This is a genomic window from Mesorhizobium loti, from assembly GCF_013170705.1.
In the GTDB taxonomy this organism is placed as follows: domain Bacteria; phylum Pseudomonadota; class Alphaproteobacteria; order Rhizobiales; family Rhizobiaceae; genus Mesorhizobium; species Mesorhizobium loti_D.
Genome location: NZ_CP033334.1, coordinates 4,865,635 through 4,883,611, shown reverse-complemented (window position 1 = coordinate 4,883,611; position 17,977 = coordinate 4,865,635). Strand labels below are relative to the sequence as shown.

At 62.2% G+C, this 17,977-nt stretch carries 18 protein-coding genes; 6 read left to right on the top strand and 12 right to left on the bottom strand.

What is annotated here, in order from left to right; all coding sequences use genetic code 11:
- Positions 1 to 27 precede the first annotated feature (27 nt).
- Complete coding sequence (locus tag EB815_RS23915) at positions 28 to 423, top strand: GFA family protein (RefSeq protein ID WP_056562115.1); 396 nt, start codon at positions 28 to 30, stop codon at positions 421 to 423.
- A 154-nt stretch (positions 424 to 577) separates the two neighbouring features.
- The gene (locus EB815_RS23910) at positions 578 to 790 is read left to right on the top strand and encodes a hypothetical protein (protein WP_056562112.1); all 213 of its coding nucleotides are present in this window, start codon (positions 578 to 580) and stop codon (positions 788 to 790) included.
- Between the two features lie 5 nt (positions 791 to 795).
- Here EB815_RS23910 and EB815_RS23905 read toward each other — a convergent pair whose 3' ends face one another.
- Positions 796 to 1,461, bottom strand: a complete 666-nt coding sequence (locus tag EB815_RS23905) for a hypothetical protein (RefSeq protein ID WP_245303321.1) — start codon at positions 1,459 to 1,461, stop codon at positions 796 to 798.
- A 410-nt stretch (positions 1,462 to 1,871) separates the two neighbouring features.
- Here EB815_RS23905 and EB815_RS23900 point away from each other — a divergent pair, with 410 nt between their 5' ends.
- From EB815_RS23900 to EB815_RS23890, 3 genes are all read left to right on the top strand, one after another.
- Complete coding sequence (locus EB815_RS23900; RefSeq protein WP_056562108.1) at positions 1,872 to 2,744, top strand: undecaprenyl-diphosphate phosphatase; 873 nt, start codon at positions 1,872 to 1,874, stop codon at positions 2,742 to 2,744.
- A 135-nt stretch (positions 2,745 to 2,879) separates the two neighbouring features.
- On the top strand, positions 2,880 to 3,506 hold the full coding sequence (locus tag EB815_RS23895; protein ID WP_056562105.1) for a transglutaminase-like cysteine peptidase: 627 nt from the start codon (positions 2,880 to 2,882) through the stop codon (positions 3,504 to 3,506).
- A 123-nt stretch (positions 3,507 to 3,629) separates the two neighbouring features.
- On the top strand, positions 3,630 to 4,421 hold the full coding sequence (locus EB815_RS23890) for a phosphodiester glycosidase family protein (protein WP_056562102.1): 792 nt from the start codon (positions 3,630 to 3,632) through the stop codon (positions 4,419 to 4,421).
- A 2-nt stretch (positions 4,422 to 4,423) separates the two neighbouring features.
- Here EB815_RS23890 and EB815_RS23885 read toward each other — a convergent pair whose 3' ends face one another.
- Entirely contained in the window at positions 4,424 to 5,047 is a 624-nt protein-coding gene (locus EB815_RS23885) for a DedA family protein (RefSeq protein WP_056562099.1), read from the bottom strand.
- A 22-nt stretch (positions 5,048 to 5,069) separates the two neighbouring features.
- Positions 5,070 to 6,053, bottom strand: a complete 984-nt coding sequence (locus tag EB815_RS23880; RefSeq protein ID WP_056562096.1) for a DUF1402 family protein — start codon at positions 6,051 to 6,053, stop codon at positions 5,070 to 5,072.
- A 234-nt stretch (positions 6,054 to 6,287) separates the two neighbouring features.
- Here EB815_RS23880 and EB815_RS23875 point away from each other — a divergent pair, with 234 nt between their 5' ends.
- Positions 6,288 to 7,361, top strand: a complete 1,074-nt coding sequence (locus tag EB815_RS23875) for a glycoside hydrolase family 25 protein (protein ID WP_056562093.1) — start codon at positions 6,288 to 6,290, stop codon at positions 7,359 to 7,361.
- 135 nt (positions 7,362 to 7,496) lie between these two features.
- On the opposite strand, the gene EB815_RS23870 is transcribed toward EB815_RS23875, so the two are convergent.
- The 9 genes from EB815_RS23870 to EB815_RS23830 all read right to left on the bottom strand — a co-directional run bounded on the left by EB815_RS23870 (position 7,497) and on the right by EB815_RS23830 (position 17,953).
- On the bottom strand, positions 7,497 to 7,685 hold the full coding sequence (locus tag EB815_RS23870; RefSeq protein WP_056562090.1) for a hypothetical protein: 189 nt from the start codon (positions 7,683 to 7,685) through the stop codon (positions 7,497 to 7,499).
- A gap of 415 nt (positions 7,686 to 8,100) precedes the next feature.
- Positions 8,101 to 8,484 (bottom strand): VOC family protein, encoded by a 384-nt coding sequence (locus EB815_RS23865; protein WP_056562087.1) that lies wholly within the window; start codon positions 8,482 to 8,484, stop codon positions 8,101 to 8,103.
- A gap of 638 nt (positions 8,485 to 9,122) precedes the next feature.
- On the bottom strand, positions 9,123 to 9,575 hold the full coding sequence (locus EB815_RS23860) for a pyridoxamine 5'-phosphate oxidase family protein (RefSeq protein ID WP_056562084.1): 453 nt from the start codon (positions 9,573 to 9,575) through the stop codon (positions 9,123 to 9,125).
- A gap of 458 nt (positions 9,576 to 10,033) precedes the next feature.
- Entirely contained in the window at positions 10,034 to 13,822 is a 3,789-nt protein-coding gene (locus tag EB815_RS23855; protein ID WP_056566666.1) for a vitamin B12-dependent ribonucleotide reductase, read from the bottom strand.
- Positions 13,823 to 14,489: 667 nt separating this feature from the next.
- The gene (locus EB815_RS23850) at positions 14,490 to 14,801 is read right to left on the bottom strand and encodes a PilZ domain-containing protein (RefSeq protein WP_056566663.1); all 312 of its coding nucleotides are present in this window, start codon (positions 14,799 to 14,801) and stop codon (positions 14,490 to 14,492) included.
- A gap of 117 nt (positions 14,802 to 14,918) precedes the next feature.
- Positions 14,919 to 15,407 carry an NUDIX hydrolase gene (locus tag EB815_RS23845; protein ID WP_056566659.1) on the bottom strand — a complete coding sequence of 163 codons (489 nt, stop codon included), beginning with the start codon at positions 15,405 to 15,407 and terminating at the stop codon, positions 14,919 to 14,921.
- A gap of 210 nt (positions 15,408 to 15,617) precedes the next feature.
- A complete protein-coding gene (gene gpt, locus EB815_RS23840) occupies positions 15,618 to 16,118 on the bottom strand; it encodes a xanthine phosphoribosyltransferase (RefSeq protein ID WP_056566656.1) in 501 nt (166 codons plus the stop codon).
- Between the two features lie 116 nt (positions 16,119 to 16,234).
- Positions 16,235 to 17,068 (bottom strand): universal stress protein, encoded by an 834-nt coding sequence (locus EB815_RS23835; RefSeq protein ID WP_056566653.1) that lies wholly within the window; start codon positions 17,066 to 17,068, stop codon positions 16,235 to 16,237.
- A gap of 141 nt (positions 17,069 to 17,209) precedes the next feature.
- A complete protein-coding gene (locus EB815_RS23830) occupies positions 17,210 to 17,953 on the bottom strand; it encodes a competence/damage-inducible protein A (protein ID WP_056566650.1) in 744 nt (247 codons plus the stop codon).
- Between the last annotated feature and the right edge of the window lie 24 nt (positions 17,954 to 17,977).

Below are 17,977 nucleotides of genomic sequence, written 5' to 3'. Positions count from 1 at the left end.
CTATTCTCTCCATCTTGGATCAAGGCCATGGCAAGGTATGAAGGCGGATGCCTGTGCGGCGCGGTGCGTTACAGCACCGAGGCGGCTCCCATCAACGAGCGCATCTGCCATTGCCGGCTTTGCCAGAAGGCGATTGGCGCCGCCTTCAACGCGCGCGTGCTGTTTCGCATCGACGATGTGACGGTCGAGGGGCCGCTGGCAACAGTCAACACCTCGCCCGATCTCAAGCGCGGTTTTTGCCCGAGCTGCGGCACGACGATGTTTTCGCGGCGCGACTCGGCCGGCATCATCGGCATCACCACGGGCTCGCTCGACGACCCTTCGCTGTTCCGGCCGCAGATGCATATTTTCACCGCGTCGAAGCAGCCTTGGGTGCTGCTCGACGACGACCTGCCGCAACATGAGGGCGCTCCGCCGGCCTAGTTCTTCCGTTCCGCCTTCAAGAGCGGAAGCAAGCGCCCACCATGACAAAAAAAATTAATCCATATCGACACGCGATAGCCGGCAAAGCGTCATTGGCGAGCCATCTTTGTCGTCCTATCTACGCTGCGCGGGCCGGCATTCGAGGAGACGACGGATGAACGACAGCATCAGCACCCTGGACGAGCTTTTGAACGATCCGATGGTCCTGCTTGTGATGGAGCGCGACCGGGTGCGACCCGAACAGGTACGCCTCCTGCTCGAACGGGCCCGCGGCCGGGCGGCCGATGACGCATCCACGGACGTGCCGGTCGTTCCACCGGCGCATATGGTGGTCAGGAGCTGTTTCCAGCAATGGCTGCGCAATTAGCGCGGTCAGTTCGAGCTGGCTGGCAAATAGCTGTAATGGCAGCGGAAATAGGCAATCCTGAAGCCGAGGCGGGCATAGTTGCGATAGGCCGGTCCATCGCGCTCCCTGTGCGGCGCCTCGATGTCGGCGACAAACAATTTCGCGCCGGCCGCGATGCCGTCGCGCACCAGCGCTTCTCCAAGCACGGCGTCCAGGTCGAAGCTCGGCGTCATTATGCCGGGCACCGGCGCGTCGATGCCGCTCCAAGCAGCACCGTCGGCGCCGATGAACAGCGAGCGCGCCGCGGCCACCGCGCCATTTCGCTTCGCTATGTAGTGATGCCAGCCCGGCCGGCCGACCAGAGCCAGCAGCCAGGGCGAGGTTGGCAGCCGGTAGCTTCTGTCGATGAAACCGGCCCAATCGCTTGCCGTTGCCATCGTCACGCGTTCGATCGAAACGCCGTCAACCGTGAAGAGCGGCTCGGATGGCAGTGGTTCCGCCTCCCGATAAATCCGCTCCCAGCCGCCCTGGCGCTGCAGGCCACGCGCCTCGAGCCAGCATCTGAGGCGTGATGGTTCGCTGTGCGGATTGACATAGAACCAAGGCCGCGAAATGCCCGCGGCGCGGTAATGCGCCAGCAGCGCGTCGAGCTGGCTTTCGTTGGCCTCGCTGTCGACGCCGAAATTCTTCACGCAGTTGAAATGGATGAACGGGATCGTTGTGCAGGTGGTCCAGGCAAGGTCGCCCTGTCTCGCCAGCGAAAGTTCTTGCCGCGCGGCGAAATCGGCCGGCGCGGCGGCGTAGAGGTCGAGCCAGGCCTACACTTCGGCGCGCTCGAGAATACGGCTGAGGTCGCGCGAGACATCCTCGATCGCGATGACAGGCGGATGAGGTTCAGGTGGGAGTTGCAATTCTGACAGGGCGGTCTGCATGCTCTCCTCCATCGTCAGACTTACAGTGTAAGATTAGCGAATAATAATATTGTGGCGCGACTTGTCAACGGGAAAGACGCCTTACAAATCCGTAAATTGGCTTTCAGGTGTCGCGAGTCTATTGCGAGGCGGGGATTGCCCCTTACGATTATCCGACGGAAAGGCTCGACATGGCTGACATCTGCACCCAGGGCGTGGACACCGGCTTCGTCGGCCTGGGATTTGCCAAGGTCGCCTTCCTCGGCCTGGTGCAGGGCATCACCGAATTGCTGCCGATTTCGTCGACCGCCCATATGCGCATCGTACCGGCGGTGCTCGGCTGGCAGGATCCGGGTTCCGCCTTCTCCGCCGCCATGCAGCTTGCCGCTCTTGCCGCCGTGATCAGCTATTTCTGGGGCGATGTCAGGGACCTCCTGTTCGGCTCGCTCGACGCGCTCACGCGGCGCGATTTCGCCGACCGGAGTTTCAGGCTGGCTTCCTGGATCGTGCTGGCGACGATCCCGATCATTGTCGCGGGCGTCGCGCTGTCGGGCATCCTCAACGCCTGCAATTCTCCGCTGCGCAGCCTGAGCGTGATCGGCTGGTCCTGCATCGCCATGGCGATCCTTTTGGCGCTTGCCGAGATTTTCGCCCGCCACAAGCGGACCATCGGCGAAGCGTCGCTCACCGATGCGCTGCTTGTCGGCGTTGCCCAGATCGGCGCGCTAATCCCTGGCGTCTCGCGCTCTGGCTCGACCTTGACCGCGGCGCTCGGGCTCGGCTTCAAGCGGGCTGAGGCGGCGCGTTTCTCGTTTCTGCTCGGCCTGCCGGCGATCGCGCTTGCAGGCCTCAAGGAGTTATGGGAACTGCACAAGGTTCACCTTGACGCCCATGGCTGGTCGGTTCTTGCGACCGGACTGGTCGTCGCCTCTATTTCCGCCTTCTTCGCCATATGGGGCCTGATGCGCGTGCTGGAGCGCTTTTCCGCCTGGCCCTTCGTCATCTATCGCGGCCTGCTCGGCGTCATCCTGCTGCTGAGCGTGGCGATGGGGTGGCTGGCTTAATCAGGACCGGTGTTGCGCGCGGGCAACCACTCGGATGCATGCATCGATCCGCAAAGATGTGATCGGCCGGGTTCATTGACTTCGGAATATAACAGCCCTTAACGTTCTGTTAACAAAACAGATGGGTGGGGCCGCATGGCATCCTCGATGGGTTGGCGCCGCAAGGCGAAGGGGCTGGGGCTGGCGTTTGCCCTGACAGTTTTCTGTGCGGCGGTGGGTTCGGCCCATGCCGCGCCTGCTTCCATGGTTGTCGGCGGATCGACGTCGCAGCCGATCGGCCACTATGATTTTTGCAAGATCCATCTCGACGAATGCTCGATCCGCTCGCCTGACAGCGTGCCGGAACAGATGACCAGCAAGCTGCTGCACGATATCTCGGCCGTCAATTTCTCCGTCAACGCGCGCGTCAAGCCGATGAGCGACATGGACAATTACGGCAAGGACGAGTGGTGGGCCTATCCGGACAACGGCTTCGGCGACTGCGAAGACTACGCGCTGGAAAAGCGGCGTGAGCTCAACGGCATGGGCATTGCCATAGCTAATCTGTTGATGACGGTGGTCCGCAAGCCCGATGGCGAAGGCCATGCCGTGCTGACGGTGCGCACCGACAAGGGCGACTTCATCCTCGACAATCTGACCGATAAGGTCCGCCTCTGGAACCAGACGAGCTATCGCTACCTGAAGCGGCAGGCGAGCGACAACACAGGGCACTGGGTCTCCATCCTTGGTGGCGACGAACAACTGGTCAGCGCTGTCAAATAGTCTGGTCGGCTCCGCCGCGCCCCTGGGCATGAACCTCGGCCCGATCCTTTCGTGCCGGTCTTCCATGGTGCCAGCAAGTGGTGATAACCACGAAAGCTGATTGAATCTGGCATCCGCAGGCGCATGGACTTTCTGACACTTCTCAATTCCGCGCCTCTGCTGGTGGCCCTGGTCAAGGCCGCGCTGCCGCAGGCCGTCGCCACTACGATGGTGTTCGGCCAGTGGTTCGCGTCTGTGCCGCCGTGCCGCGATCTCGCCTTCGAGGCGACCAGCTATCTGGTCTGCGAGGTGGACCCGAAACTCTATTCGATCGAACTGTTCTGGAAGGATCCGGCCGGCAAGCCCTTCCAATCGCTGCACAATCTCGACAACGCCCAGCGCGCGGCCGGCCGCACCATGCTGTTTGCCATCAACGCCGGCATGTATCACCCAGATCTCAGGCCGGTTGGTCTCTATGTCGAGCGTGGCCAGGAAATGGCCGGTGTGAAGACGGGATCGGGAAGCGGCAATTTTTCGCTGCAACCGAACGGCATCTTCTACATCAGCGGCGGCAAGGCCGCGGTTCGCGCGACCTGGGATTTCGTCAGGAAGCGGCCGTCCACCGAATATGCGACGCAATCGGGACCGATGCTGGTGATCGACGGCCAGCTGCATCCGAAGTTCCAGTCCGACGGCACCTCGCGCAAGACCCGCGACGGTGTCGGGGTGCGCAAGGATGGTGTCGCGGTCTTTGCCATTTCGAACGGCACGGTAAATTTCTATGCATTCGCCCGGCTGTTTCGCGATGCGCTAGGCTGCGACAATGCGCTTTTTCTCGACGGCACGATTTCTAGCCTGTTCGCGCCTGCCATCGGCCGCAGCGACGATTACTGGAATCTGGGGCCGATGATCGGCGTGTTCAGGAAACGTGGCTAGGCTTAGACGGTTCGCCTGCTTCGCAGCTTGAGGGCAATCACCGCCATGATGATCAGGACAACGACGCCGATCGCCGCCAACCCGAACAGGCTGGTCGCATCGAGTTCGGGGATGCTGCCGGCGCCCTTGGCCACCAGCCATCCTGGCGACAGCACGACCGGAGCCCAGATGATCGCCGACAGGATGTTGGCGATCTGGAAGCGGCGCCGGTGCATGCCCATCATGCCCGCGACCAGCGGCACCGTTGCGCGGACCGGGCCGAAGAAGCGGCCGATGAAAACCGCCGCGAAACCATAACGATGGAAGAACAGCCGCGCCCTGGCGACCTCGCGGCGATAGCGGTTGAGCGGCCATTTATGGACGACGCCGCGCCCCAGCCATCTGCCGAGGAGATAGGAGATGGTGTCGCCGAGCGCCGCCCCGATCATCGCCGCCAGGAGAACGGGCAAAGGCTGGACGATGCCGGCCCCGACCAGGCCGCCGACGATGATAAGCACCGTGGTGCCCGGCAACAGGATGCCGACCAGCACCAGCGACTCGCCAAAAGCCAGCAGCCCGACCACGAGGCCGGCCCACGCCTGATGGTTCTCGATGAAAAAAACGCTCTGGTCGATGAACGACTGCACGCAAGCTCCTGTTAAAAATGTTTCAGCTGCCGCTGTCGAGCAGGCTCCTGAGTTCGCCGAGCTTGTCGTTGACGAGCCAGCCGTAATAATTCTCGACCGGCAGCTTGCGGCCCTTGCCGCTGGTGAGCGCCGCGCGCAGATCCGCCGCCCGCTGCCGGGGCTGGCCGACATTGTAGAGCGTGGCCGTGATGCCTGGATTGCTCGATATGTCGAAGCCCTGTTCCTTGTAGGCGTCGATGGCGTCACGCACGATCGCGGCGATGTAAACGATGCTGCGGTCGGGATCCATGACATCGCGATAGATGGCCTGCGGATGATCAGGTGTGAGCTTGTCGTAGCCGCTGACCTTGTTGACCAGGTCGGTGACCTCTAGCGCGGTCAGCGGGCTGATCTGGCCGAGGCCGAATGTCTGGCCGGCGAAGAAGGGCTGGAAAAACGCCTGCTGGAAGGTCATCGCGTCATAGGTGACGCCGTCGACCGTCTTGCCGCGGAAATGGTCGACCCAGACCCTGTCGCGGCAGCTCCACAGGGCGGCACTGTCCCGGGCCCCGGCGCAGGCCGCGAACTCCGGCCGCTGGACAAAGCTCTGCACCGGCACGCCCTTGTAGCGGAAGGAGAAATCGAGGCCGGAATAGGACAGCGCTTTCACATAGTAGGTCTGGACCGAGCCGACGGCGGTCACGTTGTAGGTGTGTTCGCCGACCAGCGCGCCGACGATATGGATGGGGTCGATATCGTAAGCCGCGGCCGCCTGCTTGATATGCGCCACCAGTTTCTTCTCGCGCTTCAGGAGCGCGACGATCTTCTCGTATTTTTCCGCGTAGGTGGTCTTGAAGGCGCGGGTCCGCGTCGCCGATGCATCCGGGATCGGCGGTTGCGTCTCGGAGCGATTGCCTGCGGGGACGACGACCAGCCCGCCGGCATGCGCTGACCCGGCCAAGGGCACGCCTCCGCAGGAAAGCGCCGCGAGCAGGAGGATCGGGAGAAGCCGCTGCAACACAGTCATCGGGTGCCTTTTTCAAATAGCGGGAAATGCCGGCGCGAGAGCCGCCTCCCGTCTCAACAGCCACATCATGGCGCTGTCAAGGCTTGGCCGGCCGTCGCTGGCGAGTGTCTGAAACGGGTCACAGTCATGGTAAAAACTTGATTCAAACTTTATTGGTAATTTCTCGTTCATAACTAGCGCTGGTTGTCCGTGGGCCGTCGCCCTCGGTCTGTTGTGTTTTGAGTACAGGTCCAGATGCGGTTACCAGGCGTCATCAGTTTCGTGATCGCATCGCTGTGCCTTGCCGGCTGTTCGTCGACATCGGGCATGGACGCGCTCGACATGCAGAAGCCGTCGAATGAAACCACCAGTTCGGTGGTGCGGCCAAGCGCGCCGATCGCATCCGTTCCCGCAACCAAGGCCGGCAAAGCGCGCAAGCTGGCCGAGGCGGCGCCGGCGCAAGACACTGATCGGCCCTTCGGCCTGGCGGAAGAAGAGACGGTGGCGTTTCCGGCGCCCGAATTGCCGGACAATGTCGATCCACCCATCGAGCCCGCGGCTCTGGTCTCGCCGCCAAGGCTGTTGTCGCGGGCAGCACCGCCGATGCTTGCCGGGCCGGTCACGCGCTACGGTTTTCGCGATGCCAAGCCGATCAATTTCGGCCGCTCCTCGCCCCGTCACCTTGCCGTGCACGGGGTCGACGTCTCGCGCTGGCAGGGCGACGTGAACTGGGAAAAGCTGCGCGCCCAGGGGGCCAACTTCGCCTACATCAAGGCGACCGATGGTGGCGACCATCTTGATCCGATGTTCATGAAGAACTGGCGCAATGCCGACGCCGCCGGGCTGAAGCGTGGCGCCTATCATTTCTTCTACTGGTGCCGCACCGCCGGCGAACAGGCCGACTGGTTCATCCGCAACGTGCCGAAGGTGGATGGCGCCTTGCCGCCGGTGATCGACGTCGAATGGAACGGCGATTCCAGCTGCAAGCGGCGCCCGTCACGCGAAAAGGTGCTGGAGAAGATGCAGGTGTTCATGGACAAGCTGGAGCGTCACTACGGCCAGCGTCCCATCATCTACACCGCGCCGGATTTCTATCGCGACAATCTGCAGGGCGCTTTCCTTGACTACCCGTTCTGGCTGCGCGCGGTGGCACGGCACCCGTCCAAGGTCTATCCCGGCCGCAAGTGGCTGTTCTGGCAGTATTCCGGCTCGGGCCTGTCCCATGGCGTGACCGGCCGCATCGACCTCAACGTCTTCCATGGCGACGAGCGGCAATGGCGCGCCTGGGCTGGCGGCGGCGGTCGTCAGATGATGGCCGACGCGGACTAATGCATGTCGCCCAAAAGTGAACTCGGTTTTGGGAGAACGACATGCATAAGACAAAGACCTAAAGCGCGTCGCATGAATCCGTTCCGGTGCGACGCGCTTTAGGGGTTCGCGTCGCCTTCGCTCTGGTGCTGCCGCCTACTGGAGCTGGTTGCTCCCCGCATTCTTGTCCTCGCTCAGCCGCAACTTTCTCCTCAACGCCATGATCTCGGCAATCGCGGCATCGATCATGGTGAGAAGTGTGAGCGTATCGTGCTGGGTTGGATCGGCTCTGACGTAGGCGAGTTGGTTGACGATGTCGGTGTCGTCCTCGGGGTCGTCGCTCATGGCCACTTTCCGGTTGCTATCTACCAGACGTTCTCATTCGATCCGATCCGCCGTCAAATTGCACCTATATCACTTCGTCGTGTGGATGGCCGCGGAACGCCCATCCGCCTGGTCCGATCCCCTAACCCTATCTCGCGCGACGGCGACGCGATTCATCGAAAGTGGCAAAGGCCAGGACCCCGGAAAATGACGCGAAGCTGAGCAGGACTGCTGTGACAACCATGAGGTCGTAGGTCGACATGTTCGTTCTCCTTGGGATGATATCCGAAGAGACAGCACTGGCGATGCATCTGCGTTGATCTGGATCAACTTGCAGGGGCCGTGCGCGGAACGAGGTGATTGTGGCAGAGTCGGTGGCCGGGAGAGGCGAGGTGCATATAGCCCCTCATCCTCGGCTCTTCATGGGGGCTGCTGTCTAGGATGGAGCCGAGTGCTCGTTGATCATCGCCTCGATGTTGTATCCGTCGGGGTCCAGCACGAAGCAGGCGTAGTAATTCTCCGCATAGTTTGGACGGGGGCCGGGTACGCCATTGTCTTCGGCGCCGGCCGCCAGCGCCGACTGATGGAACGCATCGACCTCTGCCTTGCTGCCGACGCGGAAAGCGACGTGCAGATGGGTAAGCGGCGGCGTCTCGCCGGTCCGCTGGATCTCGAACAGGCAGCCATTGCCGACATCGAAGGCCCAGAACACGCCCTCCTTGCCGAAGGACAGGGAATATCCCAGGGGCGCGAAAGCGCGTTCATAGAAGAGCTTGCTCTTTTCCAGGTCGCTCACTTCGATGGTGATGTGATCGATCATGTTGTGGTTCCGCCTGGTATGTAATGCGGGCAGGATGACGGTCGCCGTGGCCGATGTCGAGGACCGGATGCTCGAGAGCGGCCGCGGGGCGGTGATGCGTCTGGAAGCCTGTGTTCGCGTCATGGCGATCGATGACCGAGACGCCGGCGGACGCGCCGAGCTGTCTGCATTCGCGGGGCAGGTCGCTTCGGCGCCTTTGCGAATAAACGAGACATTGCCGCCGCCGTGCTGTCTAGTGCCGGTTCCTGCAATCCGGGGGGATCAGGGTGGAGCTGGAACTCAAATTTCTACTGATCGGATTTGCCGGCGTGGTCGCCGGCAGTCTGTCGCTCATCACCTTCGTGAAGTGGCGAGAGGTGCGACTCCGCCTGGGCGAAAGAACTGAACGCGCTGGCCAACCCCGACGAGGTTCCAGAACCGCCCTGTGGCGACTGGGGCGAAATGCCTGATGGCATCCAGTATTTCGAGGTGCCGGCGGGTGAGGGGCGGAAAGTGCTGTTGTCCTGGTGGGGCAGGACGGGCCGCTGTTTGATGAGCAGACGTTGCGGGCGTTGCCGGCGAATTGAATGACCTTTCCAGCCAAGGGGGAGGTTGCGAAAACGCCGTCATCATAACCGACCTTGATCGACAGCAGGCGCTCAAAAGGTCACGAGATCCGTGTGGCCGAAACCTTTCGAGTAGTCGAGCACGGAGATGACGGAAGGCACCACACGGAAAATACGCACCTGCTCCGGCGTCGGCATCGCGAATGGCATCGAGGCTTGTGGCGGATATTTCATCGGCATCATCCTCAAAACCTTCTCGGCCTCGGCCCTGTCCGTGACCGGCTGTGCCCGTGCCGCCATGGAAAGGCCAGTGATCTCCATCACCTGAGGCGCGTCGTGATCGATGGTCAGCGACACGCGATCGTCCCGCGCCAGATTCGCCGCCTTCTGGCTGTCGAGCCCGCAAAGAAAGTAGAGGGAAAGGCCGTCATTGACGTAACCCACGGTCGTCGCCTGGGGCCAGCCGTCCGGCCTCAGTGTTGCGACCGTCATGATGCGGTGCTGATCAAGGAGCGTCTGAATCTTGTCTCTGCTCTCTGCGTCCATCGCTCGTCTCCAAGGTCGTTCCTGACGGTGACGATAGGGAGGCATGGATCGCCTGGCCTTGACGCACATCAAACGTATGGAGGAAGAACGCAACTCTGCCCGGCGGACTGAGCCTCGCCTTATGCCAACCGGCGTCAAGCGCTACACGTTCAGCCCCGACGCCGCCTACGCGAAAGAACTGAAAGCACCTGCCGACCCCAACGAGGTTCCCGAGCCGCGCTACGGCGCCTGTAGCGAAATGCCTGACGGCATCCAATATTTCGAGGTGTCGGCGGGTGAGGGGCGGAAGGTGCTGTTTGTCCGGGTGGGCAGGGCGAGCCGTTGTTTGACGAGCAGACATTGCGGGTGGAGTAGGCGGGAGAATAGAGGCGCACGGCTAGCGCCAACTGACCCCCCGAAATAAATCGGCCCGATCTTTTAATCGGGCCGATTATGTTGAGCTTTTTTTCAAATGTTTTTCAGCTGCACCCGCTCGTGGCGCCGCACGTGTCGCACTTCTCGCAGGTCCCGTTCCGCACCATCGTGAAATTCTGGCACTCAGAGCAGGAATTGCCGGTGTAGCCCTGGAGCAGTGACCTGGCGCGGCGGTCGGCGGCGAGTTTCTTCGCTTCGGCGGCTTCATTCGCCGCGGCGTCGGTGAACAGCGCCGCCGTGGCATCCGAAGTCTCGGAAGCAGCGCCCGCCGCTTCCTCGAAGGCGATGTCCTCGGCCAGTTCCTTGGCCCGCTCCTCATAGTCGCGCTTGTAGGCGATCGCCTCGTCGCTGGCCGGCTTCAAGGCCAGCACGTTGGAGCCGGAGAAGGCTGTCGGCGCCGAGCGGGCAGGGGTGCCGGTCGAGCCGCTGGAAAAGCCCTTCGGCTCGCTGCCGATTGCCCTGGAAACCAGCTTCACCGGCGAACCGCGGGTCAGGCCCTTGGAGACGGCGTCGGTCTTGCCTTCGCTGATGCCCCGGCCAAGCGCGGTGTTGGAAAAATCCGACTGGTCGACATGGGCGAGGTCGTTGCGGCCGAGATAGGAGATGGCCAGTTCGCGGAACACGTAGTCGAGGATCGACGTCGCGCTCTTGATGGCATCGTTGCCGATGACCATGCCGGCCGGCTCGAACTTGGTGAAGGTGAAGGCGTGCACATATTCATCGAGCGGCACGCCGTACTGCAGGCCGAGCGAAATCGCGATGGCGAAGTTGTTGAGAAGGCCACGCAGCGTCGCCCCTTCCTTGTTCATGTCGATGAAGATCTCGCCCAGGCGGCCGTCATCATATTCGCCGGTGCGCAGGAAGATGGTGTTGCCGCCGATCTTGGCCTTCTGCGTATACCCCTTGCGGCGGCCGGGCAGCTTCTCCTGCTCGCGCGACACGCGTTCGATGATGCGCTCGACGATCCGCTCGGTGATCTGCGCCGCGCGCGCTGCCGCCGGGGCCGCGATCAACTGTTCGACCGCATCGTCCTCGTCCTCCTCGCCATCGGCGAGCAGCGAGGCGTTCAGCGGCTGCGACAGCTTGGAGCCGTCGCGGTACAGCGCGTTGGCCTTCAGCGCCAGCTTCCACGACAGCATGTAGGCGCCCTTGGCGTCCTCGACCGTCGCGTCGTTAGGCATGTTGATGGTCTTGGAGATGGCGCCCGAGATGAAGGGCTGAGCCGCCGCCATCATCTGGATGTGGCTGTTGATCGAAAGCGAGCGCTTGCCGATCTTGCCGCAGGGGCTGGCGCAGTCGAACACGGCAAGGTGCTCGGCCTTGAGGAAGGGCGCGCCTTCCAGCGTCATGGCACCGCAGACATGGATGTTGGCGGCCTCGATGTCCTTCCTGGAGAAGCCCATCGCCGGCAGCATCTCGAACGAGAAATCGTTGAGCTGCTCGTCGGTGAAGCCGAAGGTTTCCTTCACCCAGTCGGCGCCGAGCGTCCACTGGTTGAAGACGAACTTGATGTCGAAGGCCGACTTCAGCGCCGCGTTGAGCGCGGCGATCTTGTCGTCGCTGAAGCCCTTGGCCTTGAGCGAGCCGGGATTGATGCCGGGCGCCTGGTTGAGGTTGCCGTGGCCGACCGCGTAGGCCTCGATCTCGGCGATCTGGCTCTCGGAATAGCCCAGCGTGCGCAGCGCTTCCGGCACGGCGCGGTTGATGATCTTGAAGTAGCCGCCGCCGGCAAGCTTCTTGAACTTCACCAGCGCGAAGTCGGGCTCGATGCCGGTGGTGTCGCAATCCATGACGAGGCCGATCGTGCCGGTCGGCGCGATCACGGTTGCCTGCGCATTTCGGTAGCCATGCTCCTCGCCAAGCTCGATGGCGCGGTCCCAGGCGGCCTTGGCATGCTCGGCAAGCGCCTGCTGCTTGAGGTCGGAAGCGACCAGCGGCACCGGGTTGACGGCGAGCTTCTCGTAGCCGTCCTTGTCGCCATAGGCGGCGCGGCGATGGTTGCGCATGACGCGCAGCATGTTCTGGGCGTTGCGGTCATAGTCGGGGAAAGCGCCGAGCTCGGAAGCCATCTCGGCCGAGGTGGCGTAGGCGACGCCGGTCATGATGGCGGTGAGCGCGGCGCAGATGGCGCGGCCCTCATCGGAATCGTAGGGAATGCCCGAGGTCATCAGCAGGCCGCCAATGTTGGCGTAGCCGAGGCCGAGCGTGCGGTAGTCGTAGGAGAGCTTGGCGATCTCCTTCGACGGGAACTGCGCCATCATCACCGAGATTTCGAGAACGATGGTCCACAGCCGCACCGTGTGCTCGTATGCGGCGATATCGATCGTGCCGTCGGCGTTGCGGTAGGGCAGCAGGTTGATCGAGGCGAGGTTGCAGGCCGTGTCATCAAGGAACATGTATTCCGAGCACGGGTTGGAGGCCCGGATCGCACCGGCCGAAGCGCAGGTGTGCCAGTCGTTCATCGTCGTGTTGAAATGCAGGCCCGGATCGGCCGACGCCCAGGCGGCGTAGCCGATCTTTTCCCAGAGGTCCCTGGCCTTCAGCGTCTTCAGCACCTTGCCGTCCTTGCGGGCGGTCAGGTGCCAGTCGGCATCGTCCTCGACGGCGCGCAGGAAATTGTCCTTCAGCGACACGGAATTGTTGGAGTTCTGGCCCGAAACGGTCAGATAGGCATCCGAATCCCAGTCGGTGTCGTAGGTCTTGAACGACATCGACGTGTAGCCCTGCTTGGCGAACTGGATGACGCGGTAGATGTAGTTCTCCGGCACGGCCGACTTCTTGGCCGCCTTGATCTCGCGCTTCAGCGCCGTGTTGATGGCCGGATCGAAGCAATCGTCGTCATGGCCTTCGCAATTGACGCAGGCCTTCATGATCGATTCGAGATGCTTCTTGACGATCTTGGAGCCGGTCACCAGCGAGGCGACCTTCTGTTCTTCATTGACCTTCCAGTCGATGAATTCCTCGATATCGGGGTGATCGGCGTCGACAATGACCATTTTCGCCGCACGGCGCGTCGTGCCGCCCGACTTGATGGCGCCAGCGGCGCGGTCGCCGATCTTGAGGAAGCTCATCAGGCCGGACGAGCGGCCGCCGCCCGATAGTTTTTCGCCTTCGCCGCGCAGCAGCGAGAAGTTCGAACCGGTGCCCGAGCCATATTTGAACAGGCGCGCCTCACGCACCCACAAATCCATGATGCCGCCCTCGTTGACGAGGTCGTCCTGCACGCCCTGGATGAAGCAGGCATGCGGCTGCGGATGCTCGTAGGAGGACTTCGACTTGGTCAGCTTGCCGGTGAAGGGGTCGACATAGAAGTGGCCCTGGCTCGGACCGTCAATGCCATAGGCCCAGTGCAACCCAGTGTTGAACCATTGCGGCGAATTCGGCGCGACGCGCTGGGTGGCCAGCATATAGGCGAGCTCGTCGCGGAAAGCGCGCGCGTCTTCTTCCGACTTGAAGTAGCCGCCCTTCCAGCCCCAGTAGGTCCAGGTGCCGGCCAGCCGGTCGAAGACCTGGCGGGCGTCGATCTCGGAACCATAGCGCTCGGCTTCCGGCAGCTTGGCGAGTTCGGCCTCGTCGGCGACGGAGCGCCACAGGAAGGAGGGGACATCGTTCTCCTCGACCTTCTTCAGGCGCGCGGGGACGCCGGCCTTGCGGAAATACTTCTGCGCCAGGATGTCGGCGGCAACCTGCGAGAACTGCGCCGGCACATCGATATTGTCCAAGCGGAACACCACCGAGCCATCCGGATTCTTGATCTCGGAAAGAGCCTTGCGGAATTCGATCTCCGCATAAGCCGATTGCCCTTGCTTGGTGAAACGACGCTCGATGCGCATTGGTCCGGTCCTTTTGTCTATATATAGCGCTTTTCCCCAGGGATTTCTCCCCCTGATGCGAAACGCGCATGTCCGCCGTCTGCCGGCGTTCGAAAACGACCGGCTCTCCATTCCGCCATCTCCCCCAGCACTTGCTGCCTGGGCTTCTCATGAAGCCTCTGCCACAACGCGCCGGCGAACCCCGCGGGTCCCTCAAATCTGATTTTTTCGATTCCCTCACTCGAGGGAAATTCACACTATCTAGCGTCGAACGTACCTGCAAACACTAAATATAGTATTAACAGACAATTTATTCCAGTCCGACAATTCTCCCTTTCGTCGCCCACCACCCCACAATCCCAACGCTTCCGCCGGCCTCGTAAACAGGCGGAAATGCGGGCAAAAACGCACATAATCCGGGAAAAAGACCGGGCTCAGAACTTTCCGGTCGCACTCTCAACAAGAGCACATGACCTATAAAAGGCGACTCGTTTTGCGCCGTCAAGGATTCGTTTGCGTAGCTTTTGTGACCCCAACATCTTGTGTGTCACGCATGTGGATAACGGGGATAGAAACGCGCCGCCGCGACTGCGTTTCCGGCGGCGATTTACGCGCCGCGGACAGACACGAGGCCTCGTCTGGGGATGCGCCCCGGCTGCAAGGCCCTCTCAGGCTGGCAGGCCCGGTTTCAGCCGTAATGCAGTTTCGGCTTCGGCTCGGTGCCGGTGAATTGCACGCCGATCCGGTCATTGCGGCGCCAGCGGACATCGCAGCGGTAGGCCACGCCGTCAAGCGGCACATAGAGAAGGAAACGATCGGGAACCCGCGCTTCGATCGGTATTTTCAATTCGGCGCCGCTCGCATGCTGGTTGCGAAGCATTACGGCGATTTCCGAGTTTTGAATCCCGGTGATGACGGAACCGCCCTTGAGCACGCGAGGACGGTGCTCGCGCTTCGGCTCGCCGGGTTCTTGCGGAAGTGGGTTTACGGGATTCGCCATCGATCAAACGCCAAATTAGCCATTTTCTAGCGAAGAAAAATTAGCAAACCATTCATGCGGCACATCACAGGGTTGTGAGTCCGGCATGGCGCACGCGCAAGAGGTCGACGGTCGGCTCTAGGAGAATCTGTGCGGGTCTGCGCAGAAATAGGCAATGATCTGGCAAAGGTCGGGTTCATTGACCATGCGCACCGCTTCGCTGGAGTTGACCCATTTGCGGGTGCGGGAGTGCTTTTCCTTCCAACGATCGGCGATCTTGTCGACACGCAGCGGGAACACCAGCACCTCGCAAGGCACCTCTTCACCCGAAGCCAGCACCTTGGCATAGAAGTAACGGCCGGCTTCGAGATGGGAGACGCTTCCGCGCAATCCGGCTTCCTCGCCGGCCTCGCGGGCCGCCGCTTCGCAGAGTGGCTCCTTGGCCTCCGGCCAGCCCTTCGGCAACACCCAGCGGCCGGTATCACGGCTGGTGATGAGCATGATCTCGACGCCGTTCCCGGTATCGCGCCAGGGCAGGGCGGCGACCTGCAGGCGGCACGGCGCGGTGCCGAAGAGTCGCCGGACCCTTTCAGCCAGATGGTTGTGCGTCGTTGGCCTCGTCAACATCGGAGAAGCTAGCCCCAGCCTCCAGAATCGTTTGCCGTCTCACGAATCTTACGGCTAATCGTCGCCAATAAAAGTAAAAACTTTGGTCAGGTTGGCCCATTCCCGTCAATAAACGTCGATTTCACAGGATATTCTGCCCCGCGGAGCCTTTCGCGGAAGCAGATATTGTCATCGGTCACGGCTTAACTGGAAAAAGCGGTTTGTTGCGAATCAGCCGACGTGATCGTCGGCGATCGGCTTCTGGTAGGTGAAGCCCATGTCCCAGGGGAAATAGATCCAGGTGTCCTGGCTGACTTCGGTGACGAACGTATCGACCAGCGGCCGGCCCTTGGGCTTGGCGTAGACAGTGGCGAAGTGGGCCTTCGGCATCATTGCCCGCACGATGCCCGCGGTCTTGCCGGTGTCGGTCAGGTCATCGATGATCAGCACGCCTGCGCCATCCTCGGCAAGCAGCGCGGGGGTGACTTCCTTCAGCACCTGCAACTGCCCCTGGCTGGAATAGTCGTGATAGGAGGCAACGCAGACCGTCTCGATGATGCGGATGCCGAGTTCGCGCGAGATGATGGCGGCCGGAACCAGCCCGCCGCGCGTGATGCAGACGATCGCTTTCCATTGACCCTTGTTGGCGCCGGCAAGCCGCCAGGCGAGAGCGCGGGCGTCACGATGGAACTGGTCCCAGGAGACCGGGAAGGCTTTTTCGGGAAGGGACATGTCTCGCGCACTCCGCAGCACGCGAAGGCCGCGTGCAAGAAAACAGGGGAATGCGCGCGGAATTAACTGGAAACCCTTGGCCTTGGCAAGGGCGACCGGAAACGATCGCTGTGGACTTACCGCGACAGGAAGGCCGCCACCGGCGCGGTGCGCAACACCGAGCGTGTCACTCCGCCGAACAGAAGCCGACGCAGCCACGAATGGCTGTAGGCGCCAAGAACGAGCAGATCTGCGCCGGTCTCGACGATCCTCGTCTGGATCATGTCCTCGACCGGGATGCCCCCCGATTTCTGTACGCAGACGCCAACACTGGCGCCATGACGTGAAAGGGACGAAGCGATTTCGGTTCCGGCGGCCTCCGGGCTGTCATCGAGCGTATCGGGAGGATCGATGATCAATATCTCGGTCTTCTCGGCCTCGATGATGAAGGGCAATGCGTCAAAGGCTGCGCGCGCCGCCTCCTTGCTGCCGTTCCAGATAAGCAGCACGTGCTTGAAAGTGGTGAGCAACGGCCCCTGCGGCGGCACCACCAGCACCGGTCGGCCGGCATCGTAGACCAGCGTGCCCACATCCGCGCTCGGGTCGCTGCCGGTTTCACTCTGCGCCGCTATGATCAGGTCGGCGGCGCGCACGCTCGAAATGCCGGTCAGGGCACTGTCGCCGGAGAAGCTCTCCAGGCTGCGCCATTCGAAGGACAGGCCTGAATCCTCGATTTGCCTCAGAAAAACCGCCTGAAGCTTTTCGGCGCGTTCGCGACTCATATCGGCCGATACCTGCAGGAACTCGGTGTCGGGAAAACCGGTTGCCGAGGTGTAAGGCACCGGAAGCGCCTCGGCATGGATGCCGATCAGGTGGCTCTGGAAGCGGCTGGCGAGCGGAATGGCGCAGTCGAGCACGCGCTCCGCGTCCTGCTCGTTCTGCAGAATGGCAACGATGGTCTTGAAGCGCATGGTGATCCCTCAATCTGGCGAGCCTCGGAGCTCGCGTGCAGGAAAACGCCGCGGCGCCGCGCTTGGTTCCGCCTGGAGCAATTCCAGAAAAGTGTGAGGCGGTTCTCCCACAGGAATTGCGTGAACTGCTTCAGAGGTCGATCAACTCGCCTTGGCGGCGAAACCCGCCACCATCGCCTCGACATCGGCGCGCGCGGCGTCAAGCGCCTCCTGGCTGCGGGCGCGAACCACCAGTTCGGTCCAGAACTTGCCGTCGCCATACTTTGGATAGGAGCCGATGATCGTGTCCGGATGCGCTTTCTGGATCTCTCCCAATGGGCCGCCAACGAGGCCCTCGCCGAACGGACAGTGCACCGTCGCCGACAGCATCTTCGTGCCGGTCTTCAGCGTCGGCACGACATTGTCGAGCATGGCCTGGAAGATCGAGGGCACGCCGGCCATGACATGGACGTTGCCGATGCGAAAGCCGGGCGCCACGGAAACCGGGTTGTCGATATGGTCGGCGCCGCGCGGCATTCGCGCCATGCGCTTGCGCGCCTCGGTGTATTCTATGCCGCGCGCGGCATAGCTCGCCTCCAGCATCGCATAGGCCTTGGCGTCGTATTCACAGGGAACACCGAACGCCTTGGCGATCGAATCGGCAGTGATGTCGTCATGGGTGGGGCCGATGCCGCCGGTGGTGAACACATAGGTGTAGCGTGCGCGCACGGCATTCACGGCGGCTATGATCTCGTCTTCCTCGTCGGGAACGATGCGCACCTCCTTCAGGTCGATGCCGATCGCCGTCATGATATCGGCGAGGTGGCCGATATTCTTGTCCTTGGTGCGGCCGGACAGGATTTCATCGCCGATGACGAGCATGGCGGCGGTAACGATTTCGGTCATGGAGGGCTCCGGCAGGACGGGTCG